Here is a 26,830-nt window from a genome sequence, read left to right on the forward strand (position 1 = left end):
CGAACCGAAATGAGGTCACTCATGTCCGCATCCTTCTACCCGTCCCGTCGCGCGGTGCTGCGCGGCGCCCTCGTGGCCGGCGCCGCCATCGGCCTCGGCGGCACCCTCGCGGCCTGCTCGAGCAAGGCCCCCACGGCCGCGGCCCCGGGGTCGGGCGGCGCCGCGGCCTGGCCGACGTACAAGGCGCCGGTCAAGCCGACCCCCGTGCTGCCGGGCACGGAGTCCGGCGTCATGGACGTCTACGAGGCGTTCCCGCTCGACGGCCCCGTCTCCGTGCAGGGCACGGTGGGCGACGGCAGCGAGTTCGAGTACCTGGTCATGACCTACGGCCAGCCCGCCCCGGCGCTCGACGAGAACGTCTACTGGCAGCTGCTGAACTCCGAGCTCGACCTGAAGCTCAAGCCGCTCCAGGTGCCGTTCGCCGACTTCGGCACCAAGTTCCCCGCGCTCGTCGCGGGCGACGACCTGCCCGAGATCGTGTCGATCCCCGTGTGGCAGAAGGTCTCGCGCCTGCCCGCGCTCGTCGACGCGGAGTTCACCGACCTGTCGGACCACCTGTCCGGCGACGCGGTCCTCAAGTACCCCAACCTCGCGGGCATCCAGAAGTCGGCGTGGCGCAACGGGTACTTCAACGGGCGGATCTACGGCGTCCCGAAGTCCGACCCGGTCTTCGGCGGGCAGATGTACACCAAGACCGACCTCTTCGAGAAGGCCGGGGTGTCCGAGGAGCCCGGGTCCATCGAGGAGTTCGTCGCGGCGGCCGCGGCGGTCACCGACGCCAAGGCGGGCGTGTACGCGTTCGGCGGCCCGATCACCGACTACCTCCTGCAGGCCTACGGCGTGCCCAACAAGTGGGTCAAGAACTCCGACGGCAGCTTCACCTCGTTCTACGAGCACGAGAACTTCGTGACGGCGGTGGAGAAGGCCGCCGAGATGTACAAGGCGGGGTACTTCCACCCCGACTCCGCGACCCTGGAGAAGACGCAGCGGGACTCGATGTTCCGCTCGTCGAAGATCGCGATGACCTACGACGGCAACCGCGCGTTCGGCATCATCGCCGACGACAACGCGCTCGTCTTCGGCATGCCGGGGGCCTTCGGCGCCGACGGCGGCACGGCGGCGGTGTGGAACGGCCCCGGCGCCTACGCGGTGACGATGATCAAGAAGTCGGCCTCCCCGGAGCGCGTCGAGATGTTCCTGCGGACGATGGACTGGCTCGCGGCCCCGTTCGGCACCAAGGAGTCGTTCATCCAGTCGTACGGCGTCGAGGGCAAGGACAACGACTACGTCGTCAAGGACGGCGTCGCCGTCCTCACCGAGCGGGGCCAGCGCGAGCAGGACCTCGGCTTCGCGTACATCGCGGGCGCGCCGCAGATCCTGTGCAACCCGCAGGGCGCGCCCGGCGTCGACAAGGCGATCCACGAGTGGCAGACCAAGGTCGTGGACCTCCTCGTCGACGACCCGTCGCGCGGGCTGTACTCCAAGACCGACGACACCAAGGGCAAGTCCCTGCAGCAGAAGGTCGACGACGCGATCACCAACGTCTTCGTCGGGCGGTCGTCGTCGAGCGAGCTGGTGGACGCCATCGCCGCCTGGAAGTCCGGCGGCGGCGACGCCATCGCCCGCGAGCTGGCCGAGTCCGCCTCCGTGGACTGATCGAGGAACGAGGAGCACGTGCGAGTCAGCAGTTCCGCGGTGAACGTCACCGTGATCGTGGCCGGGACCGACACCCACCACGACCTGTACGCCGCCGCCGGCGCCCTCCGCGACATCGTCGCGGAGGGCGGCCTCCCGGTGCAGGTCGCGGTCGGCCTGCGCCGGTTCGTCGACCCGATGCCCGTGACCGCCGAGACGGACGTCTTCGTGGTCTACACCGCCGGCAGCGACCTGCCCGCCGACGAGCAGGACGCGCTGCGCGACCTGGTCGCCTCGGGGCGGGGCCTCGTGGCCGTGCACGCCAGCAGCGTCGTGCTCGACGGCGAGCAGGACGCGTGGTCGCGCCTGATCGGCTGCCGCTACGCGAGCCACGACCCGTCGGGGCTGTCCGAGGGGCGCATCGCGGTCCGGGTGGGGGAGCACCCGATCACGACGGCCCTGGACGACTTCGAGGTGGAGGACGAGTACTACGTGACCACCGTCGCCGCGGACGCCGACGTCGTCGCCGAGCACCGGCTCACCGACGGCCGGTGGGTGCCGGCCCTGGTCACGCGGACCGAGGGCGAGGGGCGCGTCGTGTGCACGACCCTCGGCCACGACGGCCGGGCCTGGTTCAACCCCTGGTTCCGGCAGCTGCTCCGGCAGGCGGTGGTCTGGGCCGGCGGCGCCGACCCTGCCGCGGAGACCCGCACGTGGAGCACCCGCTTCCCGCTCGGGAACGGCCGCCACGTCGTCGCACCGGGCTCGGGCGGCGCGTCGTGACCGCGGCGCTCGCGGTGCACCTGTGGAGCGTGGACGCCCTGGTGCGCGCGGACCTGCCCGCGGCCCTCGACCTGGTCGTCGACGCCGGGTTCACGGCGGTCGAGACGATGGGGTTCGGGGCCGTGGGGGTGCGCGCCGCCGGGGCGATGCTCGCCGAGCGGGGCCTCACGGTCTGCGCGGCCCACGTCCCGTTCCCCGCCGGCCCGGAGTCCGACTCCGAGCTGGCCACCTACGCGGCCCTCGGGGTCGACACGATCGCGTGGAGCCTCGAGCCGCACGAGCTCGCGTCGGCCGAGGCGTTGGCGCGCGGCGTCGAGCGGGTCAACGTCGGCGCGGAGCGGGCGGCGGGATTCGGCATGCAGGTCGCGTACCACAACCACTTCGCCGAGTTCGAGCACACGCACCCCGGCCCCGACGGGCCCCTCCGGTCGTACGAGCTGCTCCAGCGCGAGCTCGACCCCCGCGTCGTGCTGGAGCTCGACGTGTACTGGCCGCGCGTCGTCGGGGCCGACGCCGCCACCGCGGCGGCCGCTGCGGTGGCGGCCCGGCGCGAGGTCAGGCTCGTCCACCTCAAGGACGGACCGGCGACGGGGATGGCGGACGTCATGACGCCGGTCACGGCCGAGAGTCCGGGGGTGCTGGACACGCTCGAGTCCCTCCCGGACCTGCGCTGGGCGGTCGTGGAGCTCGACCGCGTCCAGGGGCCGATGACGGACGCCCTGAGCACCAGCCGGGCGAACCTGCTCGCGACGGGGCTCGTCGTCGAGGGGCGCGCCGCATGAGCGCGGCGTCGCTCCTCCTCGTCGGCGGCACCGGCGTGATCAGCGGTGCGGTGGCCCGGGAGGCCGTGAAGCGTGGGCTCGAGGTCGTCGCGCTGACCCGCGGGCGGTCCGGGCGGCCCCTGCCCGAGGGTGTCGAGCACGTCGTCGCCGACGTCCACGACCCCGAGGCCACGCGGTCCGCGCTGGCGGGGCGCCGCTTCGACGTCGCGGTGAGCTTCGTGGCCTACTCGGCCGAGGACGTGCGGCGCGAGGTCGACGCCCTCGGCGCGGTCTGCGACCAGCTCGTGATGATGTCGACGTGCTCGGTGTACGAGCGCCCGGCCCGCACGCTGCCGATCGCGGAGCACTTCCCGCGGTCCAGCCCGCGGTTCGACTACCCGGCGGGGAAGATCGACGTCGAGGACGAGCTGTGGCGGCTCGAGCCCGGCGCGCCGTGCGCGGCGACCGTGGTGCGGGCGGCCCACGTGTACGACGAGCTCACGCTCCCGCTCCTGCTCGGCTGGACCGCCGTCGAGAGGTTCCGCCGCGGCGCGCCGGTCGTGGTGCACGGCGACGGGACGTCGCTGTGGAACCTGCTCCACGCGCGCGACTTCGCCACCGGGGTGCTGCCGCTGCTGGGCGACCCCGCGGCGTTCGGGCGGACGTTCCAGGTCACCGCGCCCGACCCGGTGTCGTGGGACGAGATCCATCGGCTCACGGCGGCCGCCGCCGGCGTGCCCGACCCGTGGCTCGTGCACCGGTCGAGCGAGGACATCGCCGCGGAGATCGACTGGATGGGTCTGGTCTGCGCGGAGGACTTCGGGCACTCGGTGGTCTACGACCTGTCCCGGCTGCTGGCCGTGAACCCGGGGTGGCGCCCGCAGGTCGGGCTCGCCGAGGGCCTCGCCGAGACGGTGCGCCGGCTCGACGCCCGCCCGGGCCGGCGACCTGCGGAGACGTCCCTCGAGGAGGCGCTGGACCGCCTGTGCGCCGGGAGGACCCGACCGTGAGGATCTGGGAGACTGGCGCCTTCGGCCACCATGATCGGCGGGGAACGTTGACGATGAGCGAGGACCAGAACGAGCTGCTCCCGCTGTGGAGACGCACGGCGGACACGATCGCGGACCAGATCCGCGCGGGGCTGCACCCGCCGGGGAGCAGGCTGCCCGCGGAGCGCGTGCTCTGCGAGACGCTCGGCGTGAGCCGGGTGACGCTGCGCAAGGCGCTGCAGACGCTCACCGACGACGGCGTGCTCCAGGCGTCCCGTGGTCGTGGGTGGTTCGTCAGCGCGGACGACGGGGAGGCGGCGCGCAGCACCCCGTGGCCGAACTCGTTGGAGTCGTTCTCGGAGACCGCCGCGCGCAAGGGCCTCCCGTCGCGCTCGGAGGTGCTGGCCGCCGCGATGGGCGAGTTCTCGCTCGACCTCGCGGACGAGCTCGGCGTGGCCCCCGGGACGCCGTGCTTCCACCTGCGGCGCCTGCGCCTCATGGACACCGTGGCGATCGGGATCGACGACTCGCGGATCGTCGCGTCGGCGGCGCCGGGCATCGAGCTCGTCGACTTCGGGTCGGCGTCGCTGTTCGAGGAGCTCACCGAGCGCGGCGCCAGCCCGGTGCACGCCGTCTCGCTGATCGAGGCGGGGGCCGCGACCGAGGAGGAGGGCGGGCCGCTCGGGCTCGAGCCGGGCCAGCCCGTGCTGCGCATGCGGCAGATCCTCACCGACGCCCGTCGTCGGCCGATCATGCTCACGACGATCAGCTACCGGGGAGACCGGTACCGGCTCCAGACCACGTTCACCCGCTCCTGACTCCCGGCAGCCCCGGAGACCACGCGGTAGACCAAGAGATACCACCAGAGACATTCTGGGGTATATTGGTCTGGCGCCCACGGGTCTCCGGGGCTGTGGCATGAGGTGAGGAGCAAGTACGTGGCGACCCGGATCCCCTTCGTCGAGGCGCAGCGAGTCCAGCCGGACGCGCTGCGATCGATCCACGCGACCGTGCTGGAGCAGCTGAGCGGGCTCGGGCGCTTCGCGCCGCCGCGCCACGTGGCCCTCGTGGGCATGGGGGCGAGCTATGCCGCCGCGGCCGCGGTGCTCCCCGGGCTGCAGGCCGCGGGCCTCAGCGCCTCCCGCCACCTGAGCAGCGAGCGGCCGGCGGGGGCGCGGTGGCCGGCCGGCGCCGTGGTCGTCGGGATCTCGCAGTCCGGCAGGAGCCCGGAGACCGTCGACGTGCTGGCCGCGGCGCGCGAGCAGGAGTCGGTCGTCACGGTCGGCCTCGCCAACGCCACCGGGTCGCCGCTCGAGCGGCACGCCGACGTGATGGTCGGCCTCGGCGGCCGCCCGGACTCGTTCGCCTCGACGATCGGCTACACCGGCACCGTGCTCGCCCTCGACCTCATGGCGGGGGCGATCACCGGGGGACCGCGCGAGGACCACGCCTGGCAGGAGCTCTTCGCGGTCCTGCCCGGGCTCCAGGACGACCTGGGCCGGGCGGCCGAGGGCCTCGCCGGCAGGCTGTCCCGGGTCGCGGGCGTCGACGCCGTCGGGTCCGGCGCCTCGGTCGCCGCCGCCGAGGTCCTCGCCCTGCTGCTGCGCGAGGTGGGCCGGGTGCCCTCGTCGGCGAACGAGACCAGGAACTACCTCCACGGCGCGATGGAGTCCGCCGGGGACACTGCCCACGTGCTGTTCGGCCAGGGGCGCGAGGTCTCGGTGGCCGCGTCCCTCGCGGCGGCGGGCCACCTGACGATCCTCGCCTCCGACGCCGCCGGCGAGGTGGCCGACGGCGTCGAGCACGTCTCGCTGCCCCCGCTGCCGGCGGCGCAGCGTGCCGTCGCCGAAGCCGCGTTCGCGCAGGCCGTGGCGGCGGCGGTGGCCGGCCGCAAGAACCTCGACATCGAGTCCTTCGTCTTCGACAACGTCGACACGAAGATCGGCGTCAGCGTGCCCCCGCTCAGCTCCGTCGTGGACCTCCCGTGATCGTCGGGGTCGACGTCGGCGGCACCAAGACCAGCGTCGCCGTCGAGGCCGCAGGGGCGCCCGCGACGGTCACGACCGTGGCGAGCGACGGGTGGCGGTTGCGGGACCTTCCCGGTTCGGTGGCGTGGCTCGTCGGCGTCGTGCGGGCGGCGGCGCCCGGCGGCGTCGTCCCGCCGGGAGCGTCGGTGGCGGTGGGGGCGCACGGTGCCGAGTCGGACGAGCACTGCGTCGCCGTGGCCGCGGAGCTGCGGCGCAGGCTCCCCGGGGCGAGGGTGCGCGTGGTGAACGACGCCGAGCTCGTCGTCCCCGCGGCCGGGCACGAGCGCGGCGTCGGCGTGATCGCCGGGACCGGCGCCGTGGCCGTGGGCCGCGACGCCGCGGGGAGCCTCGTGCGCGCCGGCGGCTGGGGCTGGGTGCTCCACGACGACGGCTCGGGCTCCGCGCTGGTCCGTGAGGCGGCGCGGGCCGTGCTGCTCGGCGCCGACCGCGGGGCCGCGGACCCGACGCTCGCCCGGGCGCTGCTCGACTCCGTGGGCGCCGCCGACCTGGACGCGTTGGCGTCCGCGCTCAGCTGGGACGGCGGGGTGGAGACCTGGGGGCGGCACGCGCCGGCCGTCTTCGCCGCGCGCGAGGCGGGGTCCGCCGCGGCCGCCGCGGTGGTCGAGTCCGGCGCGGCCGCCCTCGCCGCCATGGCGTGCGACGTCGTGGACCGCGGCGCGGCCGGAGGGCACGTGGTCCTGGCCGGGGGCGTCGTCGCCGCGCAGGCGGGGTACGCGCGGCGCGTCGGGGAGCTGGTGCGTGCTCGCCGGCCCGACCTGGCGGTCGGCGTCCTGGCCGAACCGCCGGTGCGGGGCGCGCTGCGGCTCGCGCGACGGCACGACGGAGAGGTGGGCTGACATGCGGGTCGTCGAGATCCGGGGGAGCCGCCACGCCGCGGTGGTGGAGGCGCCGACGCCCGAGCCCGGCCCCGGCGAGGTGCTCGTCGAGGTCGCCGCGTCGGGGGTGTGCGCGTCGGACGTCGCCCTCTGGGAGACGCCCGGCGACGTGCCCGTGCGCCACGGGCACGAGTTCAGCGGGGTGGTCGCCGCCCTGGGCGACGCCGTCACGACCCTGGCCGTCGGGGACCGGGTCACGGGCTTCGGGTCCCCCTCGCACGCCACGCACCTCGTCGCGGCGCAGGACGACGTGCTTCCCCTGCCCGACCGGGTCCCGCTGTGGGCGGGGCTGGGGGAGCCGCTGGCCTGCGTGGTCGGCGCGGTCCGTCGAGCGCGGATCGCCCCGGGCGAGCCGGTGGCCGTCGTGGGGCTGGGCAGCATGGGGGCGATCGCGGCGCAGGTCGCGGTGGCGCTGGGCGCCGGGTCCGTCGAGCTGCACGACCGCGACGCCGGGCGGGTCGCCCGGGTGGCGGCGCTGGTGGGCGACCGCGTCGACCGCCGCGGGTCGGCGCGGCCGCGGTGCGCCGTCGTCCTCGAGTTCACCGGGTCGGCGGGCGGTCTGGAGCTGGCCGGGCGCCTGACCCGGCCGATGGGGCGGCTCGTCGTGGGCGGGTACCACGCGACGGGGGAGCGCCGGCTCGACCTCGACTGGTGGTACCGCGGGATCGACGTGCTGGGCGGCTTCACGCCCGACCGCCCCGCGTCCCGCGAGGCCATGGCCCTCGGGCTGGAGCTGGCCGCCCGCGGAGACGTCGACCTCGAGGCGCTGGTCACCCACCGGCTCGGCCTCGGCGCGGTCGACGAGGCCTATGCCCTTCTGCGCGAGCGGCCGCCGGGCTTCGTCAAGGCCGTCCTCGAGCCCTGACGCCCCCTGCCCGGCGGCGACGACGTCAGCCGAGCGCCGTCGCCCAGAGGTCTCGTCGTCGGGCATGGGTGAGAGTCTCCCCGGCGTGGCGCTCGCGGTCGACCTGTGTCCGGCGGGTGACGTCAGCGCCGCCGCAGCACCGCGGTGAGGCTCGCGCCGTAGGCGTGCCGGGTGGTGGCGCGGACCTCGGTGCCGCCGGGCACGCGACGCACGTGGACGCCGTCGTCCGCGGCCTCGACGTCGAGGTGCCGGCCGCGGACGGTCAGGGTCACGGCGTCGCGCGTCATCGTCGGGTCGGAGAGCGCGACGGAGGTGCGGCCGTCGTCGCCCTCGCGCACGAGCACGGACGCAGGGCCGTCGACCGTCAGGTTCCGCACGTGGGCGCGGCCGGAGAACACGGTCGCGGCGACGAGCCCGAGGCCCGCGTGGCGCACGGCCTGCACGCGCTCGTCGTTGGCGAGCACGACGACCGGCCCGCCGGCGCCGAACGCAGCGAGGCGCTCCTCGGTCGCGCCCGGCACGATCGCGTACGCGAGGGCGGCGGGGCTGTTCCCGTGCTCGACGGCGGCCGTGAACACGCGCTTGGTGACCGCCGTGTCGGGGTTCGACGTCCGGATCGAGCGGCGGCTGCGCGTCACGTCCTCCAGGGTCACGGTGACGGGCCCGGCGTCGAGCAGCGCGTACCCGACGGCCACGCCCTGCCCCGGGTTGGCCCACCGCAGCCACGCGAGCGACGCGGCGCCGTCGCCCCCCACCCACGCTGTCCCGTCGGCGCGGCGGCCCGTGACGACGACGCCGTCGCCCGGCGCGGCGATGCGGGAGTCGAGCGTCGTGACGACGTCGCGGCCGTGCTCGTCGTGGATGCCGGCGGCGAGGACGACGACCTCGTCGTCGAGGAGGAACCACGACTTGGTCGCGCGGGCGTTCGCGTAGACGACGAAGTCGTCGGGCAGGACGCCGGCCTGCGCGTCGACGTAGGGGACGTCGTCGGACAGGACCATGCCCGCCGCGCCGAACGGGCCGAGCGTCGCGCCGCCGGAGAAGGCGTTCGTGGCGCGCGGGAAGTAGACGTACGTGTTCTGCGACTCCGACGACGAGGTGAAGCCGAGCGGGTGGCCGGGGTTCTCGTACCAGGCCTGCCCGTAGAGGTCGGGGACGGTGCGCCGCTCCTCGACGGGCACGGTGGTGCCGGGCAGCCGGTACGGGGAGACGGTGGTGTAGAAGTCGACGCCGAACGCCTGCGTGTGGTCCTGCCCGGCGAGGTAGAGGTGGAAGGCGCCGTCACCCTGGAACCACGGCATCAGGTTCTCGCCGCTCATGTACTCGTACTTGCTGATCCGCTCCGAGCTACGCGCCAGCGCGAACGTGTACCCGGGGCGGCGGTGCACGGTGCGGTCCATCGCGTTGAGGGCGACCGACCGCTCGGGCGGGTTGAGGTCCGCGGCGGGCGCGCCGGCGTCCGCGACGAGGTCGGCGTACCGCACGGCGCTCACGGGGGAGACGAACCGCGACGGGTCGGGCGGCGTGGGCGACACCGTCGCCAGGTGGCGCACGTACCCGCCGAGGGCGGCCGCGTTGGCCCCGCTCGCGTAGTCGGTGAGGTCGACGGCGGCCTCGAGCACGGTCGCGGTGTCCGCGTACCCGGTGCCGGTGCGTGACACCGAACGGCCCTTGACGATCTCCATCATCCAGCCGTCGACGATGACGGGCGCGAAGCCGTCGCGGACCCAGCCGTGCACGACGTCCGCCAGCTCCGTGCCGGGGGCCGCGGCCGTGCCGTCGAGCAGCTTGATCGTCTGCACGACGCGCGTCAGCAGCGTGCGCCCGTACGAGCCCGTGTAGGCGACCGAGTCGTGCTGGATGAACGAGCCGTCGGCGTAGTAGCCGTCGGTGTTGCCGTGCTGGATGGCGTACGGGTCGATGGTCGCGAACACGGTGGACTGGTCGGCGATCGCCTTGGCCACGCGGGCGTCGTCGCCGGTGAGCGCGCCCTGCAGCACGCGGTTGGTCGTGATGTCGGCGAGGTTGGCGCCGGTGTGGAAGCGGGAGTCGAGGTCGACGTCGCCGTCCTTGCCGTTGCGCAGGTACGCGTCCATCGACGCGACGTACGTGGGCAGGAGGGCGGGGCGCTCCGCCGCGACGAGGTCGGCGAGCAGCGCGAACGTCTTGCTGACGCTCGCGGGGATGCCGATCTCCCAGGTGAACCAGTTGCCGTAGTACCCCGCGGCCTGGTCGCCGTAGTAGTGGGCGTGGAGCCAGTCGAGCCCGTCGAGCACCCGACGCTGGACGGCGACGTCCCCCACGAGGGCGGACGCGAAGCCCGGCGTGCAGGTGGCCAGCGCGATCTCGTACAGCCTGAGGAACGAGGTGCTGAGGTTCGGGTCGCTGGTGCCGAGCGGGACGCCCTTGAACAGCTCGCCGGAGCCCGCGGCGTCCAGGGCGGCGAGGTTCGCGCGCGCCGCCGCGTGGATCGCCCTCAGCCGCGGCGCGGCCTCGGGCCGCGCGTTCGACGCCGCCGTCCCCGCAAAGATGCCGCGCGCGTTCGCCAGCAGCCGCGCATGGTCGGACGGCGAGTCCGCGCGGGCGCGCAGCGGCGCCGCGATCGCGAGGAACGCGCCTGCGGGCACTGCGGCGAGGACCTGACGGCGGGACGGCTGCGGCATGGCGAACTCCCTTGTCCGACGGCGACTTCCGGCGGACGGTGACGTCCGCGGATGGCAACATCCAACCAAGGTCGTGCCGACCGGGGCAATGGTTTCCCCCCGACGTGGCGAGTTCATGACAGCCGCGAGCTGTCGCACAGTCGCCAGCCGAGATCCTTGCCGTCGCCAACCGGCTCCGACAGGCTCCGAGGCAACTCTCGCCCGACTGCCCAGGAGGCCTGCGGTGACCCGTGGATCACGACGCACCACCCCCAGAACCGGCCCGACGATCGCGTCCGTCGTCGCGGGGGCGCTCGCCCTCGCCGCGCTCCAGGCCCCGCTCGCCACCACGGCGTCCCCGCCCGCCGCGGCGGATGCCGAGGCCGCGGCCGCGGGGGATGCCGCGCCCGTCGAGCACCGGGTCACGCTGGTCACCGGCGACGTGGTGCTGCTGCAGGAGTGGCCCGACGGACGTCGCGGCGCGGCGCTGCTCCCCGACGAGCGCGGGCAGGTCCGGCACAACGCCTTCGTCACCGAGACGGAGGAGGGGCTGTTCGTCATCCCGGAGCAGGCGCGGGACCTCGTGAACAGCGGGGCCGTCGACCAGGAGCTCTTCAACGTCACGAGCCTCGTCGAGCAGGGCTACGACGACGCGAGCACGGCGCAGCTGCCCCTGATCCTCGGGTACGACGGGAAGGCGCGGCTGGCACGCGCCGACGTCCCCGACGGCTCCTCGCAGACCCGTAGCCTGACCAGCATCGACGCGGTCGGCGTGCGCGAGTCGAAGAAGCTGGCGAAGCGGTTCTGGCGTGACCTGGTGCGCCAGGGAACGGGCGAGCGGCGGCCCGCGCTGACCGACGGCGTCTCCCAGGTGTGGCTGGACGCCCAGGTCGAGGCGACGCTGGACCGCAGCACCGCCCAGATCGGCGCCCCGACCGCGTGGGAGGCCGGGCTCGACGGCACCGGCACCGAGGTGGCGGTCCTCGACAGCGGCATCGACCTCACCCACCCGGACCTCGCCGGCAAGGTGATCGACTCCCGCAACTTCACCGCCGAGGAGTCGATCACCGACACCAACGGCCACGGCACGCACGTCGCCAGCACCATCGCGGGCACGGGGGCCGCCTCGGGCGGCACGTACAGGGGCGTGGCCCCGGGCGCCGAGCTGGTCATCGGCAAGGTGCTCGACGCCACCGGCAGGGGCAGCACCTCGGCCGTCATCGACGGCATGGAGTGGGCCGCGCACACCGGTGCCGACATCGTGAGCATGAGCCTGGGCAGCGGCCCGAGCGACGGCGACGACCCGGCGAGTCTCGCGGTCGACCGCCTCACCCAGGAGACCGGCGCCCTCTTCGTGGTCGCCGCCGGCAACGACGGCCCGACCCCGGGCACCGCGTCGAGCCCCTCGACGGCCCGCTCGGCGCTCTCGGTCGCGGCGGTCGACCGCGGCGACAGGATCGCGTCCTTCTCCAGCCGCGGCCCGACGGCGAACGGCACCCTCAAGCCGGACGTCTCCGCCCCCGGGGTCGACATCGTCGCAGCGCGCGCTGCCGGGACGTCCCGCGGCACCGTCGTCGACGCCCACTACACCGCGCTCAGCGGCACCTCGATGGCGGCGCCGCACGTGTCCGGAGCCGCGGCGATCCTCGTCCAGCAGCACCCGGACTGGTCGCCCGCCCGGCTCAAGGACGCCCTGATGAGCACGTCGAAGACGGCGCCCGCCGGCGGTGGCTTCGACCAGGGCGCCGGCCGGGTGGACGTCGGCCGCGCGGTGACCCAGACGCTCACGGCGACCGGCTCGGTGAGCTACGGCCTCTTCAGGTACGGCGACGCGACCGACCCCGTCGCCCGCACCGTGACCTACACCAACGACGGCGACGCCCCGCTGACCCTCGACCTCGCGGTGCGCGGGCTCAGCACGCTCGGCGAGGCGCTGCCCGCCGCCATGGTCACCACGTCGAGCGACACCGTGACGGTCCCCGCGCACGGCACCGCCGACGTCCGGCTGACCGCCGACCCCGCGCAGGGGCCGACCGGCCGGATCACCGGTGACCTGACCGCGACGCCGCGGGACGGCTCGGCCCCGGTGCACACCGGGTTCGGCATTGTCAAGGGGGACCAGGTCGTCGAGATCACGGTGCACGGGATCAACCACGCCGGGCAGCCGGCGTACCGCAACAGCGACGTCAGCCTCTACAACCTCGAGACCGGCGCGACGCAGACCCACCCGTTCAACTCGAGGGGCGAGGCGTACTTCAGCGTGAAGCCCGGCACCTACAGCGTGATGGGCTACCTCGCGAGCCTCGACGAGCCCGGCACGCAGGTCGTGGACTTCACGCTCGCGCCGATGCCCGAGCTCACTCTGGCGCACAGCACGGAGATCACCCTCGACGGCACCCAGGCCGAGGAGGTCACCGTCGACACGCCGAAGCCCGCCGAGCACCGCGGCCTGATCCTCGGCTACGAGCGCGGCTCCGGGCCGAAGCGGCTGTCGCAGGTCGCCTTCCTGGACCAGTACGTCGACCACGTCTACGCGGTACCGACCGACCAGGTGACGGGGTCGCCGTTCCGCGTCTTCACGCAGTGGCAGATGTACGCCCCCGAGCTCAGGGTCACCGAGCCCAGGACGGGAGCTGCAGTCACCACGCCCGAGTACGTCGTCGGCTCTCCGAAGCTCGACGGCACCAGCGTGCTCAAGGTGGCCCCGGTCGGCGGCGCGTCCGAGGCCGACCTCGCAGGCACCGACCTCAGCGGCAGGCTGGCCCTGATCCGCGCCGACGCGGGCAGCGACCTCGCCGACCAGGTGGCCGCCGTGGCCGAGGCCGGTGCGGCGGCTGCGCTGGTCTACGCCACCGAGCCCGGCCGGTTCCTGACCTCGGCGGCGACCACGATCCCGGCGATGACCCTCGACGCCGGCCCCGGGGCGGCGCTCGCCCGGCAGGCGGACGCCGGGGACCTGCGGCTGAAGGTCGTGGGGGTCGCACGCAGCAAGGACGTCTACGACCTGTACCTCCCGTGGAACGGGCAGATCCCGGAGGACACGTCGTTCACCGTCGACGGGACCACCACCGCCCGGATCGAGGCGGACTACCACAACCCGAGCCCCGCGCCCTACGGCAAGGACCTGCGCTGGGCCTACCCCACGGGCGCGACCCTGGCCACGTCCTGGTCGACGCCGCGGCTCGCGCCCTCGCCGGCGCACCGCACCGAGTGGCTCTCGACCACGGGCGTCGAGTGGGAACGGTTCGCCTACTCCGACGACAGCTACGGCAGCGTGATGAAGGACCCGCGCACCGCGTTCCGTGCCGGGGACGTCCTCGAGGAGTCGTGGCACCGCTCGCCGCTGCGACCCGCCATCCCCGTGGGCCGGCCCGACCTGAACCCCACGCGCAGCGCCACCCAGATGAACTTCGGCATCGTCCCGTGGGTGGACGGCGGCAACGAGCACGAGGGCCAGTACTGGTACCAGACGGACAAGTTCAGCACCCAGCTCTTCGCCCGCGACCAGCTGATCCTCAAGCGCACCACCGCCATCGGCTCCTGGCCCGCGCCGTACGCCGAGCCCACCGAGTACCGGCTGGTCATGGACGGCACGCGGACGGCGGACTGGGCGCCGATGTCCACCCGGACCCGGTCGGAGTGGACGTTCACGTCGGCGAAGCCCGAGTCGGGCACCGCGCCGATCCCGCTGGTCCAGCTCTACTACGACCTGCCGCTGGACCTGGAGAACCGGGCGCCGGCCGGCGAGCCCTTCACGTTCTCCGTGCGGACGGCCGAGCCGGGGATGCCCGGGTCGCCCACGGCGTCCGAGCTCACCGCGGAGGTCTCCACCGACGACGGCGAGACGTGGGAGCAGGCGGTCGTCGCGGCCGACGGCGCCGGCAAGTTCACGGTGACGACGCCGGCCGCGCCGCAGGCAGGGTACGTCTCGCTGCGCATCGCCGCCGCGGACGCCGACGGCAGCTCCGTCGAGCAGACGGTGATCCGGGCGTACGGCGTGCGCTGATCGCGGTCCTCGACGGTCGAGCTCGCCGCCGGTCCTGCATCGACAGGGGTCGGCGGCGAGCTCGACCGGTGTGCCCGGGCGTCGTGCCAGGGTGTCGCCGTGGGCGACACTGTGCGCCATGGTCATCCATGGTGAGCCCGCGCGGTCGCGGGACGACGTCGCGGACGATCGACCCGCCGGCGGCGGGACCGCGGCGACGCTGCGGCGGCTGCGGGAAGACCTCCGCCGCGCCGACGCGACGGTGAGCGGGCTCCTCCGGCGCGGCGGCGTCGACGGGGGGCCGGACGGACCGGAGCTGGTCGAGGTTGTCGACGGTCGCGAGGAGCAGGGCCGCCGCGTGCACGAGCTCGAGGTCGGCGCACGCCGGACGGTGTGGGCGTTCCAGAGCGGGGCGAACACGGTCGCGCCGGTGACGACCCGTCCGTTCGGGAGCGCGGACGACGCGACCGAGCGGGTCGGCATCAGGTACCGCGTGCTGGTCGACAGCGCGTTCCTCACCGAGCCGGCGGCCATCGTCGCCCTGGACGCCAGACTGGCGGCGGGACACCAGGTGCGGGTGGTCGACCAGCCCCTCGTCAAGCTCGCGATCGCCGATGAGGAGACGGCGATGATCCAGGTCAGCCAGGACCGCTCGCTGCTCCTGAGGCCGCCGCTCGTGCAGCTGGCGTGCGAGCTGTTCGAGACGACCTGGCGGCGTTCGCGGCCCTACCTGCGCGAGGAGGGCGACCTGAGCCCGCTGGACCGGCGGATCCTCCAGCTGATGCTGTCCGGCCTGACCGACGCCGCCACCGCGAACCAGGTCGGCACGTCGCCACGGACGGTGCAGCGGCGGGTGCGCGCGCTCATGGACGCGGCCGGCGTGACCTCCCGGATCCAGCTCGGGTGGTACGCGATCCGCAACTTCTGGGTCTGAGCCACGCGCCCGGTCCGGTCCCGTCCCGGGACGGGGCCCGGGCAGACTGTTGCCCCGGCGTCGGTGCGAACCCGTGTCGTTGCAGGTCGGGACGCAGATCGGGCGGTATCACCGCCCGCCGACGTGGGCTCTCTTCCGGTATGACCCCCCGCACGGGGTCCTCGCCGAGGAGGCAGCCATGCTTCGCGCCGTTCGTGTCGCGACGATCCGGTCCGCTGGGCCCGTGGTGCTCGCCCTGGCCGCGCTGCTCGGCGCGTGCGCCTCGGGGCCGCCGTCGGGCGGCGCCCAGGGGACGCCGTCGGACCGGACGTCGGCCGGCGCGACGACGCGGCAGGACGGCGGGGACGGAGGCTCGCCCGACCGGCGTCGTGGGTCCGTGCCCACGGACGGCGGGTCGACGAGCACCGGCGGTGGCCGGAAGCCGGCCACGGGGACGGGCTCCGGCGGTGCGCAGTCGATCGAGGTGGCCGGGCCGACCGTGACCGCGGACTACGGGGAGTACTTCGAGAACCTCTACCAGCCGCGTCCCGCAGGGTGCGGCGGCTTCACGTTCTCGACGGCGTACGACGTGACGATCGTCTCGGCGGCCACGGAGTACCCCCTGGAGGTGTACGAGGGGGACTGCGTCGCGCTGTCGTCCGGCGCGGTGCCCGCGGGGCCGTGCGTGGCGGGCACGACGCTCCCCGCGAATACGGCGTGCGGGGCCTTCCGCAGGATCGCGGCCGGCGCCGACACGACGCAGGACTACCCGCGCATGGTGCAGACCTTCCGCGTCCGGATCACGTGCACGGACACGGCCGCCCCGCCCTGCGACGACCCGGACGTCGTCGCCGAGGTGCCGACACGTGCCGCACCCGTGCGCGTGGACTGGACCCGGCAGGTCCGCTACCGCTTCTGCGGCGCGACGGGCCAGGTCCAGGGCTCGCCGCCGTCGGACGGGTGCGGCGGCACGAGCACGACGGAACCGACGGGCCCCACCGAACCGACGGAGCCCACGCAGCCGACGGAACCCACTGAGCCCACGCAGCCGACGGAGCCCACGCAGCCGACGGAGCCCACGCAGCCGACGGAGCCGACGGACGAGGTGAGCGGCCCGGCCGAGGGCGGGACGCCGACCGGGGAGACCGGCCCCGCGCCCGACGGTGGTGAGGGCGGCGTGCCGTGAGCGGCAAGCGGGTGGCGGGGCAACCGCGGACGGCGTCCGAGCCGGTCGGGGAGCGACGGTTCCGCCTCCTGACCAGCGTGCTGGCGCCGACGACCGTGATCGCGGCGCTGCTGTTCTACTTCGGCTACGTCTCCCTGACGGCCCAGCTCGGCTACTTCGGTCTCCGCCTGAGCACACTGGGCTTCTCCTACCAGGAGGTGCTGCTGCGGAGCGTCGCCGTCGTCTACGTCCCCCTCCTGGTGCTGATCGTCCTGGCGATCGCCGCCCTGTGGTTCCACACGTGGGCCGGTGCACTGGTCGGCGACGCGAGGTTCCGCACGGCCGTCGTCGTGGCGGCGTCCGTCCTGGTCGCGGTGGGGGCCGCCGCCCTCGTGCGCGGGGTGCGCGGCGTCCTGACCCCCGACCTGGCGGCCACGGAGGCGATCGCCACCACCCCGATCTGCCTGGGGTTCGGCAGCGCAGCGATCGCCTACGGCGTCTCCGTGCTCGACCGGGCGAGGCGGCGCTCCCGCGCGGCGCCGCGGCCGGTCGCGATGGTGGCGTCGGCCTACCTCGTCGCCGGGTTCGTCGTGGTGGCGCTGTTCTGGGCGGCGAACAGCTTCGCCGCGGCCTACGGGCGCGGGCAGGCCGAGGCGCAGGCGGGGCGGACCGGGCGGCTCCCGGCCGTCGTCCTCGACACGAAGGACCTCCTGCTCGCGGACTATCCCGGCATCGCCGTGGAGGCGCTGCCCTGCCGCGTGGAGGTGAGCCGTTCGGTGCCGGAGGGGTCCTTCCCGACCGCCGACGAGCTGTGCGACGCCCAACGGTTCCACTACCGCTACACGGGCCTGCGGCTCCTGGACGAGAGCGGCGGCCGGATGTTCCTCGTCCCCGACGGTGCGGGCTGGGACCCGGACACGTCGGCCGTGATGGTCGTCCCGGCGGACGCCGACGTCCGGCTGCAGTTCTACCCGACCGCGGGCGACGGATGAGCCTGCGTCCGTCGCGCGCTCTGCGCGGCTGCCCGGGGCGGCCGCGAACGCCTCCTGGTGGCGACCGGCCCACGCGGTGGCGTCGGCCGGGACGTCGGACACGGCGCCTCCCAGGGCGCGCAGCTCCCCGAGCACGGTCGCGTCGTGCCGGAGCGCGGCGCCCATCGCGGCACCCAGCTCGCCGTCGGCCCGGTCGCCCGCTGGTCGAGCACCGCGCCCGGGCGCAGCGCCTTCCCGAGCAGGGGTGTCGCCGACGTCACGGCGACCGTGCTCAGGTCCGCCTCGCCCGTCGCCTGCGGTCGACGGGTCGGGGGGTCGCGCGGAGGATGGCGGCGAGGTTGACCGCCAGGGCGACCAGGGGCAGCCAGATCGCGGGAGCGAGGAGCCCCGTGCCCAGGTCCGGCGCCAGGTCCGGTCCGGTGACCAGCGCGTCCCACCGCCCGACGGCGACGGCGCCGCACAGCAGCGCCCACAGCGCGGTCTCGGTGGCGCGGAGCCACTCGGCGGCGCGCAGGTGGAAGCCCGCGGCCATGAGCGTGACGACGGCGAGGCCGACGGCGGCCAGCGGCGTGACCCACTCGAGGCGACCCAGCAGCGGCGGCAGGGCCAGCGCGAGCGCTCCCGCGATCTCGGCGACCCCGATCAGGACGGTGAGGGGGCGCGGCAGGGCGTCGAAGCCGGTCCAGCGGTCGAGGCCCCTGCCGAGCACCTTGGGCAGGCCGGCGAACAGGAAGAGCAGGGCGAGCACGGTCTGTGCGGCGCCCAGGGCGATGGGGAGCATGGTGGTCCTTCCGTCGGGCCGGCGGGTCGCCGGCCGTGCGGGGAGGGGACGGGCGGCGGGCACGGTGCGTGACAACCCGTGGCACCGTCACGTTCGCGGGTGCACGATCGTCCTGTCGTCATGAGCACTCCCGAGCACAGCAGCTCCGCACGGGTCACGGCCGCGTCGCGGGCCGACCGGGCGTACCTGCGCGCCGTCGCGGACCGGATCCTGGCCGACCCGGTGGAGGCGGAGGACGCCGTGCAGGACGCGTTCGCGCGGCTGGCGACGCAGGACGTCGAGCAGATCCGGGACCTGCGCGCCTGGCTGGTCGTCGCGGTGCGGCGGCTCGCGCTCGACCGGGTGCGGTCCGCGCGGGGGCGGCGGTCGGAGCCACGCGACCCCACGGGGCTAGCCGTCGCCGACGGCGCCGGCGGGGACGCCGTTGTCCCCGACCCCGCCGACCGCGTCACGTTGGACGACGAGGTCCGTCGGGCCCTCGCCGTCGTGCTGGACCGCCTCACGCCGGGGGAGCGCACCGTCTTCGTGCTGCACGACGTGTTCGGCGTCCCCTTCGACGACGTCGCCGAGGTGGTGGGGCGCACTACCGTCGCGTGCCGGCAGCTCGCGAGCCGCGCCCGCCGGGCGGTGCGGGACGGCGGCCCCGTGCCGCGGCACGGCGGACCAGAGACCCGCGACCCGGAGCTCCGCGACATCGTCGACCGCTTCGTCGCGGCGTGCGACGGCGGCGACCTGGGCGCCCTCGCCCGCACGCTGCACCCGGACGTGGCGGGCTGGGCGACGTGGCACGGCGAGCGGGTCGGGTCCGACGTCGGCGCCGCGCGCGTGGCGGCCCGCACGCTGGTCTACCTCGGCCCGGAGTCGGGCTGGACGCTCACCCCGCTGCGGTGGGAGGACGGCATGGGCGTGCTTGCGGTGCAGGACGGCGAGCCCGTCGCCGTGGTCCGGCTGCTGGTGGTCGACGGGCGCATCGCCGCCGTCCACTCCGTGCTGCTGCGGCGTCCGCTCTAGCGCTGACGGCTCGTTGCTGGCCGGGTGCGCTCGTGGATCGCGTCGAGGTGGGCGCGCAGCGCGGGCGGCCCGTGCACCTCGAACTCACACCCCAGCGCGAGCAGCCGCAGCGCAAGCCACTCGACGGTGTCCTCCGCGCTGCGCCAGCGGGTGCTCTCGCCGTCCGCGGCGAGCTCGCCGTCCCCGAGGTGGTCGCGCAGCCGGGCGCGGGCTTCGTCGAGGGGCAGGCGCAGCGTGACGTCGGCGCGGGCCGTGGGCGCCAGCGCGCGCTCGCTCGCCTCGAGGTGGGTCAGCACCTCCTCCGGCGGCAGGTCGTGCCGCGACCGGGCCCCCGTGGCGCGCGGGGCGTGGACCCGGTCGGCGCGAAACGTGCGCCAGTCGTCGCGGTCGAGGTCGAACGCGACGAGGTACCAGTGCCGGCGCACGACGACCAGCTGCTGCGGCTCCATGTGCCGCGGCCCGCGTCGACCGCCGCGGGTCTCGTACTCCAGCCGCACGCGCTCGCGGTTGGCGGCGGCGGCGGCCAGCACGGTGAGGACCTCGGGGTCGACGGCGCTCGCGGGCCGGTCCCCGGGCATGGCCGCCGTGCCGAGCGTGCGCACGCGGTGCCGCAGGCGGGGTGGGAGCGAGCGGCTCAGCTTGGTCAGGGCGCGGACCCCCGCGTCGTCGAGCCCGGGCAGGCCGTGGGCGGCGACCGTGCGCAGGCCGAGCGCGACGGCGACGGCCTCGTCGTCCTCCAGCAGCAGTGGAGGCATGGACGTGCCCGCGACCAGCCGGTACCCGCCGTGGGCGCCGAGCGTCGCCTCGACGGGGTAGCCGAGCTCGCGCAGCCGCTCGACGTCGCGCCGCACCGTGCGGTGCGTGACGCCGAGCCGTTCGGCGAGCTCGCCGCCGGGCCAGGTGCGTGCGGTCTGCAGCAGCGACAGCAGCGAGAGCAGGCGGGAGGTGGGTCCGGGCATGTCCCCATCCTGCCTGCCATCGAGGACAGGAACGGTCCTCATTGCCTCCTAGCGTGGTCGGCACAGGATCACCCCACCCGAGAGGACACCCCCATGACCGCCACGCAGCACCCCGCGCCCGCCGGATACACGAGCGTCGCCCCGTGGGTCGTCACCGACGACACGGGCGCCTTCCTCGACTTCGTCGCCGCGGCGTTCGACGGCGAGGAGCTCGCCCGCGTCGTCACCGCGGACGGCGCGGTCGGACACGGCGAGACCCGCGTGGGAGACACCGTCGTCCTCGCCTTCGACCGGCGCCCGGAGTGGCCCGTCATGCCCAGCCTGCTGCGCGTGTTCGTGCCGGATGCCGACGCCGCGTTCGCGCGGGCCACCGCGGCCGGGGCGAGGGTCGTCACCGACCTCGCCGACAGCGCCTTCGGGCAGCGCGGCGGCCGGGTCAAGGACCCGTTCGGCAACGTGTGGTGGGTCGTCTGCCAGGTCGAGGACGTGCCCGAGGACGTCATGTGGCAGCGGCTGCAGGACCCGGTCTACGCGGAGCAGATGCGCGTGGCGCAGGAGACCCTCGACGCCGAGCTGAGCGGACGCGCCCACGGCCGCAGCAGCGCGCCGGTGCGCTGACGGTCGCGATCTGGTCTATACACGGGTCCGTGCGACGGTCCCCGGCGCACGGACCCGGACGAAGGAGAACGGGCATGACGACGAGCGCGGGCACCCGGGTGGGCACCCAGGTGGGGCTGGTCGGGGCGGGCGGCATCGCCGTCCCGCACGCGGCGGCCTGGCACGAGCTGGGTGCGGACGTGGCGATCTTCAGCGAGCGCGGGGCCGAGGCGCTCGCCTCGCGGCACGGCGCGGCGGCGGCGTCGTCGTTCGACGAGCTGCTGGAGCGCAGCGCGGTGATCGGCGTGCTGACGCCGACGCCGACGCACCACGCGCTCGTGCTGCGCGCCCTGGCGGCGGGGCGGGACGTGGTGTGCGAGAAGCCGCTCGCGCGCACGCCGGAGCAGGCGTGGGAGCTGGTGCGGGCGGCCGAGGGGTCCACGGGACGCCTCTACCCGGCGCACGTCGTGCGGTTCTTCCCGGAGTACGCGGCGCTGCGGGACGCGGTCGCCGCGGGCCGGGTCGGTCGACCCGCCGTGCTGCGGTTCTCGCGGATGGGCACCTTCCCGTCGTGGTCGCCGTGGTTCGCCGACGAGGCGCTGTCCGGCGGCATCGTGATGGACCAGATGATCCACGACCTGGACGTGGCGCGGTGGGTCGCGGGGGAGGTCGTCGAGGTCTACGCGACCCGCACCGCGCCGCGCGCCGACGGCCAGCAGTCCGCGCACGTGACCCTCACCCACGCGGACGGCGCGACGAGCCTGGTCGTCGGCGTCTGGGGTCCGCCGCACCTGACGTTCCGCACGGGCTTCCACGTGGCCGGCGACGGCGGTGTGCTGCGCTACGACTCGGCCGAGGCTCCCGGGGTGCGATTCGACCTGGCCCCGGTGCCGCCGGGCGGCGAGCCCCGCCCCGCCTCGGTCGGCGGCGAGAGCCCGTACCTGACGGAGGTGCGCGAGTTCGCCCGCGCCTTCGCCGGCGGGCCCGAGCCGCGGGTGACCGCCGTCGACGGGGCCGTGGCCGTGGAGCTCGCCGCGGCCGCCCTCGAGTCCGTCGCGACCGGCGAGGCCGTCGCCGTCGACACCGCAACCCTCGTCGGGAGGATCGCATGACCGGCATCGTGCAGCACGGCGCGGTCCGGGACCGCACCCTGAAGGTGGCGCTGCTGTCGTTCGCGCACCCGCACGCGGAGGGGTACGCCGCCCTGCTCGCGGCGACGCCGGGCGTCGAGCTGCTCACGAGCGACCCGGACGGCTCGTCCTCGACCGACGCCGCACCGCGCGGCCGGGCGCTCGCGGAGTCGATCGGCGTCCCGTACGCCGACACGTACGGCGAGGCCCTCGCGTGGGGGCCGGACGCCGTGGTCGTGTGCAGCGAGAACGCGCGGCACCGCGACCTGGTGGTCGCCGCGGCGCGGGCCGGGGCCCACGTGCTGTGCGAGAAGCCGCTCGCGACCACGCTCGACGACGGCCGGGAGATGGTGGACGCGTGCCGGGCGGCGGGCGTGTTCCTCATGATGGCGTACCCGGTCCGGTTCAGCCCCGAGTTCGCGACGCTGCGCCAGGCGGTCGCGGCGGGCGCCCTCGGCGACGTCCTCGCCCTCGTCGGGACGAACAACGGCAAGATCCCCGTGGGCGGCCGCGGCTGGTTCGTCGACCCGGAGCTCGCGGGCGGCGGCGCCCTCGTGGACCACGTGGTGCACCTCGCGGACCTGGTCGACGACCTGCTCGACGGCGCGGAGCCCGCGACGGTCCGGGCCGTCGCGAACCGCGTGCTGCACGCCGACGACCCGCGGGTGCGCGCCGAGACCGGGGGCCTGGTCACCGCGACCTTCCCCGGCGGGCAGGTGCTGACGATCGACTCCTCCTGGAGCCATCCCGACGCGGCCGCGAACTGGGGCGGGCTCACGCTGCAGGTGTGCGGCAGCGAGGGCGTCGCCGACATCGACCCGTTCGGGGCGCACGTCGGGGGCACCGCCGGCGGCGGGGCGGCCTGGCTGCCGCTCGGCGCCGACCTCGACCGGGCGATGCTCGACCACTTCCTGGGCGCCGTGCGGGCCGGCGAGGCTCCGCAGCCCGACGGCGAGGTCGGGCTGCGGACGCTGCGCCTCGTGCTCGACGCCCAGGAGTCGGTCGCGACGGGCCGCGTGGTGCGGAGGCGGTGACCCGGAGGCCGCGGCTCAGCGGCTTGCGAGCACCTCGTCGTAGTGGGAGTTCTCCATCACGCCGAGCACGTTGCCGAACGGGTCGACGACGGCCGCGGTGACGAAGCCGGGGCCGCGCTCGACGACGTCCTGGTAGGGCGCGGCGCCCAGCTCCAGGAGCCGCGCGTGCGTGGCGCGCACGTCGTCGACCGCCCAGTAGGCGACGGCCCCGGCGGCGCCGTCGGGCTGCGGGGGAGCGAAGCGCCGGTCGACGATGCCGAGCTCGTGCTGGTAGTCGCCGATGCGGAACTCGGCGTAGGCGAGGCGGTCGCCGACCTCGCGGGCGAAGTACGCGTCGGCGCCGAGCACCTCGGCGTACCAGTCGCGGGCGGCGGCGACGTCGTCGGCGAGGTAGGTGATGGTCGTCAGTCCACGCAGCATGGGTGCTCCTCGGTCGATGGTGCTCGGGGTCGATCGTGCTCTCGGGGCGAGAGGTGCAGGTCCGGACGACCTGATGAGCACCACTGTTCCGCTCAAAGTGCTCATCTACTGATCACTTTCTGTGCCAGTCTCGGGTCATGCGCGCCGACCGGCTCATCCAGGTCCTGCTCCACCTCCAGTCGCGGCCGCGCGTGACGGCGGCGGAGCTCGCCGACGCCCTCGAGGTGTCGGTCGCGACGGCGCGTCGCGACCTCGAGGCGCTGTCGGCCGCGGGCGTGCCGGTCTACCCGCAGCCCGGCCGCGGCGGCGGCTGGTCGCTGCTGGGCGGCTCCCGCACCGACCTCACCGGTCTCACCGCGCTCGAGGCGCGCGCCCTGTTCCTGCTCGCCGGGCCGAGCACCCGCTCGTCCGACGACGCCCGGTCCGCGCTGCGCAAGCTCGTCCGCGCCCTGCCCGCCACGTTCCGCGCCGAGGCAGAGGCGGCCGCGGCGGCCGTCGTCGTCGACCGGGAGCGCTGGAGCGCCGCGGACCGCGCGACCCCGCCGGAGGTGGAGGCGCTGCAGCGAGCCGTCGTCGGGCGGCGGCGGGTGCGCCTCGACTACACGGGCGCGACCGGGCGCTCCTCGCGGCGCGTCGTCGACCCCTGGGGCCTCGTGGACAAGGACGGCGTCTGGTACCTCGTGGCGGGCACGGAGCGCGGGCCGCGCACGTACCGGGTGGACCGGGTCGGCGCGCTGGAGGTCACGGACGAGCCCGCCGCCGTCCCCGACGACCTCGACCTGCAGGCCGAGTGGCGGCGCGTGGTCGGTGAGGTGGAGCAGAAGCGCTCCGCCACCTGGGCCACCGTGCTCGTGGCGCCGGAGCACGTCGCCGTGCTCCGCGACCAGTTCGGGCGGCACACGCAGGTCGAGGACGCCGTCGGGGATGGCGCCGACGCCGACGGCGACGACGGCTGGGTCCGGGTCCGCGTGGCGGCGCCGACGCCGCTCGACGTCGCGCGGCACCTGGCGGGCTGGGGAGCCCAGGCCCGCGTGCTCGGCCCGCCGGAGGTCCGCGCGGAGCTGGCCCGGCTGGGGGCGGAGCTGGTCGCGCAGCATCCGGTGTTACTGTCGTCAGGACAGTAAAATTCTCAGGAGGTCACCTATGTCCACCACCGCACGCTTCACCGACAAGGTCGCGCTCGTGACCGCCTCGGGCGCGGGGATCGGGGCGGCGATCGCCGTCCGCCTCGCCGCCGAGGGGGCCGCCGTCGTCGTCTCCGACGTCGACGCGGACGCCGGGGCGCGGGTCGTCGAGCAGATCGCCGCGGCGGGCGGGCGGGCCGTGTTCCAGGCCGCCGACGTCAGCGACGCCGCCGCGGTCGAGGCGCTGGTCGCGACGGCCGTCGAGACCTTCGGCGGGCTCCACCTCGCGGTGAACAACGCGGGCGTCGGCACGCGGCCGACGCGCGTGCACGAGATGCCCGTCGAGGCGTGGGACCGCGCCGAGGACATCACCCTGCGGGGCACCTTCCTGTGCCTGCGGGCGGAGACCGCCCACATGGTCGCCCACGGCGGCGGGTCGATCGTCAACACCGCCTCGATCGCCGGGCTCAAGGCGTCGCCGGGCCTGTCGCCGTACTCTGCGGCCAAGGCGGGCGTCGTCTCGCTGACCCACGCCACGGCGCTGGAGTACGTCGGCGACGGCATCCGCGTCAACGCCGTCGCGCCCGGCGCGATCGAGACCGCCGCCCTCGCCTCGCTGCCCGCGGACGCGCGCGCCGGCTACGCCGCCGACGTGCCGATGGGGCGCCTCGGGCGCCCCGAGGAGATCGCCGCCGCCACCGCGTTCCTGCTGTCCGACGAGGCGGCCTTCGTCACGGGCGTCGTCCTGCCCGTCGACGGCGGCACGCGGATCGCGTGACGGGCGCAGGCCCCGCTCCCGTGGACGGGCCCGCCGGCGTCCCGGGCTATCGCTCGGACCTGCTCGACGCGCTGGTGCGCGTCATGGGGCTGTGGACGGGCGGGGACCTCATGGCGTCGATCGCGCGGCGTGCGGGGGTCGACCTCGACGCCCCCGCGATCGTCGTCATGACGGTGCTCTGGCGGCACGGGCCGCGGCGCCCCTCCGACGTCGCCGAGCACCTGTCGACCGGCGCCTCCAACGTCAGCAAGATCCTCGGCCGGCTGGAGAAGCGCGGGCTCGTGGAGCGCAGGGCCGACCCCGACGACGCCCGCGCCTCCCGCGTGCACCTGACGCCCGCGGGCGTCGACGTCGCCCGCCGGTTCGTCGAGGGCGGCGACCGCCTCGTGGACGAGCTCCTCGCCGGGTGGGACGTCGCCGACCGCCGGGCGCTCGCGGGCCTGCTGCGCAGGTTCGAGACCGCCACGGAGGACCACCTGCGCCGGGACTGAGGGCGGCCCGCGCCGGGCCCGGCCGTGCAGGCCGGACCCGGCGCCGGCTCAGCCGTCACCGGCTGCGGCCAGCGCATCCAGCCAGTCGGCCCAGTAGCCCTTCCACTGCTCGGCCTCGGCCGCCGTCGGGATCCGCTCGTGGGTGACGGTGAGGCGCAGCCGGGACCCGGCCGGGTCCAGCGAGAACATCGCGACGCCGTGCGCGCCGTCGTCGTCGGAGACGCCGAACCGGGGGCTCTTGACCCCGGGCCGCGACCTCGGCGTGAGCGTCAGGCCGGGAACGAGGTCGGCGCGGGCCGCCTCGTCGTCGAGCAGGGCGCGCACGAGGTCCGGGTCGAGGTCGGTCAGCCGCGACCGGCTCACGGAGAACGTGCCGTCGGGTCGCTGCCCGGGCACGCGCAGCCCGGTGATGCGCTCGTAGCCGACGGTGACGGACTGCGCCCACCACCCCGGCACGCCGTGCTGCTCGGCCACCCACGCGGCGATGGCGGTGTGGCCGGCCTCGCGACCGGGGCCCGCGTCGACGAGGTCGACCCACTCGTCCCAGCCGTGGCCGGTGTTCTCGCGGACGGCGTCGTCGGCGACGTCGGGCTGCGAGACCCAGCGGCGCGTGCCGGGCGCGGCTCCCGGCGGCGTGGCGGGCGCGGCCTGGGCGAGGAGGGCGCGGCGCGCGGCGCCGTACTTCTCGCCGGTGCGGGTCATGCGCGCGCGGACGCGGCGCTTGAACGATTCCTGCGTGGTCATGGGGACTCCTGCGTGCTCGCTCGGCGCGCCACCCGCGGCTCGCGCCCGCCGGCAGGCACCGGGAACACGGTGTCCTGACCCGCGTCGAGCACTCGAGGTCCCCTCTGC

General features: G+C 75.3%; 24 protein-coding genes. 19 read left to right on the top strand and 5 right to left on the bottom strand.

From position 1 onward, the window contains the following. The first annotated feature begins 21 nt into the window (after positions 1-21). The 8 genes from ACWF41_RS13795 (at position 22) to ACWF41_RS13830 (ending at position 7,956) form a co-directional block, all read left to right on the top strand. A complete protein-coding gene (locus ACWF41_RS13795; RefSeq protein ID WP_380316214.1) occupies positions 22-1,656 on the top strand; it encodes a type 2 periplasmic-binding domain-containing protein in 1,635 nt (544 codons plus the stop codon). 18 nt (positions 1,657-1,674) lie between these two features. Continuing rightward, positions 1,675-2,418, top strand: coding sequence for a ThuA domain-containing protein (locus ACWF41_RS13800; RefSeq protein ID WP_380346802.1), 744 nt, complete (start codon positions 1,675-1,677; stop codon positions 2,416-2,418). After that, the gene (locus ACWF41_RS13805) at positions 2,415-3,200 is read left to right on the top strand and encodes a sugar phosphate isomerase/epimerase family protein (protein ID WP_380316220.1); all 786 of its coding nucleotides are present in this window, start codon (positions 2,415-2,417) and stop codon (positions 3,198-3,200) included. The genes ACWF41_RS13800 and ACWF41_RS13805 overlap by 4 nt, the downstream gene beginning before the upstream one ends. Then, positions 3,197-4,189, top strand: a complete 993-nt coding sequence (locus tag ACWF41_RS13810) for an NAD-dependent epimerase/dehydratase family protein (protein WP_380316223.1) — start codon at positions 3,197-3,199, stop codon at positions 4,187-4,189. The genes ACWF41_RS13805 and ACWF41_RS13810 overlap by 4 nt, the downstream gene beginning before the upstream one ends. 53 nt (positions 4,190-4,242) lie before the next feature. Beyond that, entirely contained in the window at positions 4,243-4,986 is a 744-nt protein-coding gene (locus tag ACWF41_RS13815; RefSeq protein ID WP_380316226.1) for a GntR family transcriptional regulator, read from the top strand. Between the two features lie 120 nt (positions 4,987-5,106). Then, positions 5,107-6,156 (top strand): SIS domain-containing protein, encoded by a 1,050-nt coding sequence (locus ACWF41_RS13820; protein WP_380316229.1) that lies wholly within the window; start codon positions 5,107-5,109, stop codon positions 6,154-6,156. Then, positions 6,153-7,052: a BadF/BadG/BcrA/BcrD ATPase family protein gene (locus ACWF41_RS13825; RefSeq protein WP_380316232.1), complete on the top strand. Its 900-nt coding sequence runs from the start codon at positions 6,153-6,155 to the stop codon at positions 7,050-7,052. Before ACWF41_RS13820 ends, ACWF41_RS13825 begins: the two co-directional genes overlap by 4 nt. A gap of 1 nt (position 7,053) precedes the next feature. Further along, positions 7,054-7,956 carry an alcohol dehydrogenase catalytic domain-containing protein gene (locus ACWF41_RS13830; RefSeq protein ID WP_380316237.1) on the top strand — a complete coding sequence of 301 codons (903 nt, stop codon included), beginning with the start codon at positions 7,054-7,056 and terminating at the stop codon, positions 7,954-7,956. A gap of 122 nt (positions 7,957-8,078) precedes the next feature. Here the strand turns inward: ACWF41_RS13830 and ACWF41_RS13835 are convergent, their stop codons facing one another. Then, positions 8,079-10,619, bottom strand: a complete 2,541-nt coding sequence (locus ACWF41_RS13835; RefSeq protein ID WP_380316240.1) for a polysaccharide lyase family 8 super-sandwich domain-containing protein — start codon at positions 10,617-10,619, stop codon at positions 8,079-8,081. A 223-nt stretch (positions 10,620-10,842) separates the two neighbouring features. On the opposite strand from ACWF41_RS13835, the gene ACWF41_RS13840 reads away from it, so the two are divergent. The 4 genes from ACWF41_RS13840 to ACWF41_RS13855 all read left to right on the top strand — a co-directional run bounded on the left by ACWF41_RS13840 (position 10,843) and on the right by ACWF41_RS13855 (position 17,653). Then, positions 10,843-14,604 (top strand): S8 family peptidase, encoded by a 3,762-nt coding sequence (locus ACWF41_RS13840; protein WP_380346804.1) that lies wholly within the window; start codon positions 10,843-10,845, stop codon positions 14,602-14,604. Positions 14,605-14,722: 118 nt separating this feature from the next. Beyond that, positions 14,723-15,517: a helix-turn-helix transcriptional regulator gene (locus ACWF41_RS13845; RefSeq protein ID WP_380315079.1), complete on the top strand. Its 795-nt coding sequence runs from the start codon at positions 14,723-14,725 to the stop codon at positions 15,515-15,517. Between the two features lie 178 nt (positions 15,518-15,695). Beyond that, entirely contained in the window at positions 15,696-16,682 is a 987-nt protein-coding gene (locus tag ACWF41_RS13850; protein WP_380315076.1) for a hypothetical protein, read from the top strand. Continuing rightward, entirely contained in the window at positions 16,679-17,653 is a 975-nt protein-coding gene (locus tag ACWF41_RS13855; protein WP_380315073.1) for a hypothetical protein, read from the top strand. The genes ACWF41_RS13850 and ACWF41_RS13855 overlap by 4 nt, the downstream gene beginning before the upstream one ends. Before the next feature lie 271 nt (positions 17,654-17,924). Here ACWF41_RS13855 and ACWF41_RS13860 read toward each other — a convergent pair whose 3' ends face one another. Then, positions 17,925-18,434 (bottom strand): DoxX family protein, encoded by a 510-nt coding sequence (locus tag ACWF41_RS13860; protein WP_380315070.1) that lies wholly within the window; start codon positions 18,432-18,434, stop codon positions 17,925-17,927. Positions 18,435-18,554: 120 nt separating this feature from the next. Between ACWF41_RS13860 and ACWF41_RS13865 the strand changes: the two genes are divergently transcribed. Next, positions 18,555-19,445, top strand: coding sequence for a sigma-70 family RNA polymerase sigma factor (locus ACWF41_RS13865; protein ID WP_380315067.1), 891 nt, complete (start codon positions 18,555-18,557; stop codon positions 19,443-19,445). Here ACWF41_RS13865 and ACWF41_RS13870 read toward each other — a convergent pair. Continuing rightward, on the bottom strand, positions 19,442-20,404 hold the full coding sequence (locus ACWF41_RS13870; RefSeq protein WP_380315064.1) for a helix-turn-helix transcriptional regulator: 963 nt from the start codon (positions 20,402-20,404) through the stop codon (positions 19,442-19,444). The two genes, ACWF41_RS13865 and ACWF41_RS13870, sit on opposite strands and share 4 nt — an antisense overlap. A gap of 93 nt (positions 20,405-20,497) precedes the next feature. Here ACWF41_RS13870 and ACWF41_RS13875 point away from each other — a divergent pair, with 93 nt between their 5' ends. The 3 genes from ACWF41_RS13875 to ACWF41_RS13885 all read left to right on the top strand — a co-directional run bounded on the left by ACWF41_RS13875 (position 20,498) and on the right by ACWF41_RS13885 (position 23,165). Next, complete coding sequence (locus tag ACWF41_RS13875; protein WP_380315061.1) at positions 20,498-21,022, top strand: VOC family protein; 525 nt, start codon at positions 20,498-20,500, stop codon at positions 21,020-21,022. 74 nt (positions 21,023-21,096) lie between these two features. After that, positions 21,097-22,113, top strand: a complete 1,017-nt coding sequence (locus ACWF41_RS13880) for a Gfo/Idh/MocA family protein (protein ID WP_380315058.1) — start codon at positions 21,097-21,099, stop codon at positions 22,111-22,113. After that, positions 22,110-23,165, top strand: coding sequence for a Gfo/Idh/MocA family protein (locus ACWF41_RS13885; protein ID WP_380315055.1), 1,056 nt, complete (start codon positions 22,110-22,112; stop codon positions 23,163-23,165). Before ACWF41_RS13880 ends, ACWF41_RS13885 begins: the two co-directional genes overlap by 4 nt. A 15-nt stretch (positions 23,166-23,180) precedes the next feature. Here the strand turns inward: ACWF41_RS13885 and ACWF41_RS13890 are convergent, their stop codons facing one another. Beyond that, a complete protein-coding gene (locus ACWF41_RS13890) occupies positions 23,181-23,585 on the bottom strand; it encodes a VOC family protein (RefSeq protein ID WP_380315052.1) in 405 nt (134 codons plus the stop codon). Between the two features lie 137 nt (positions 23,586-23,722). Here ACWF41_RS13890 and ACWF41_RS13895 point away from each other — a divergent pair, with 137 nt between their 5' ends. Genes ACWF41_RS13895 through ACWF41_RS13905 form a run of 3 tightly spaced genes read left to right on the top strand, consistent with a single transcriptional unit; the run spans position 23,723 to position 25,978 of the window. Continuing rightward, positions 23,723-24,709, top strand: a complete 987-nt coding sequence (locus ACWF41_RS13895) for a helix-turn-helix transcriptional regulator (RefSeq protein WP_380315049.1) — start codon at positions 23,723-23,725, stop codon at positions 24,707-24,709. A gap of 19 nt (positions 24,710-24,728) precedes the next feature. Then, the gene (locus tag ACWF41_RS13900; RefSeq protein WP_380315046.1) at positions 24,729-25,487 is read left to right on the top strand and encodes an SDR family NAD(P)-dependent oxidoreductase; all 759 of its coding nucleotides are present in this window, start codon (positions 24,729-24,731) and stop codon (positions 25,485-25,487) included. After that, entirely contained in the window at positions 25,484-25,978 is a 495-nt protein-coding gene (locus ACWF41_RS13905) for a MarR family winged helix-turn-helix transcriptional regulator (RefSeq protein ID WP_380315043.1), read from the top strand. Before ACWF41_RS13900 ends, ACWF41_RS13905 begins: the two co-directional genes overlap by 4 nt. A gap of 48 nt (positions 25,979-26,026) precedes the next feature. On the opposite strand, the gene ACWF41_RS13910 is transcribed toward ACWF41_RS13905, so the two are convergent. Continuing rightward, a complete protein-coding gene (locus tag ACWF41_RS13910; protein WP_380315040.1) occupies positions 26,027-26,722 on the bottom strand; it encodes a DUF4287 domain-containing protein in 696 nt (231 codons plus the stop codon). Positions 26,723-26,830: the final 108 nt, after the last annotated feature.

Source organism: Isoptericola sp. NPDC055063 (genome assembly GCF_053608125.1).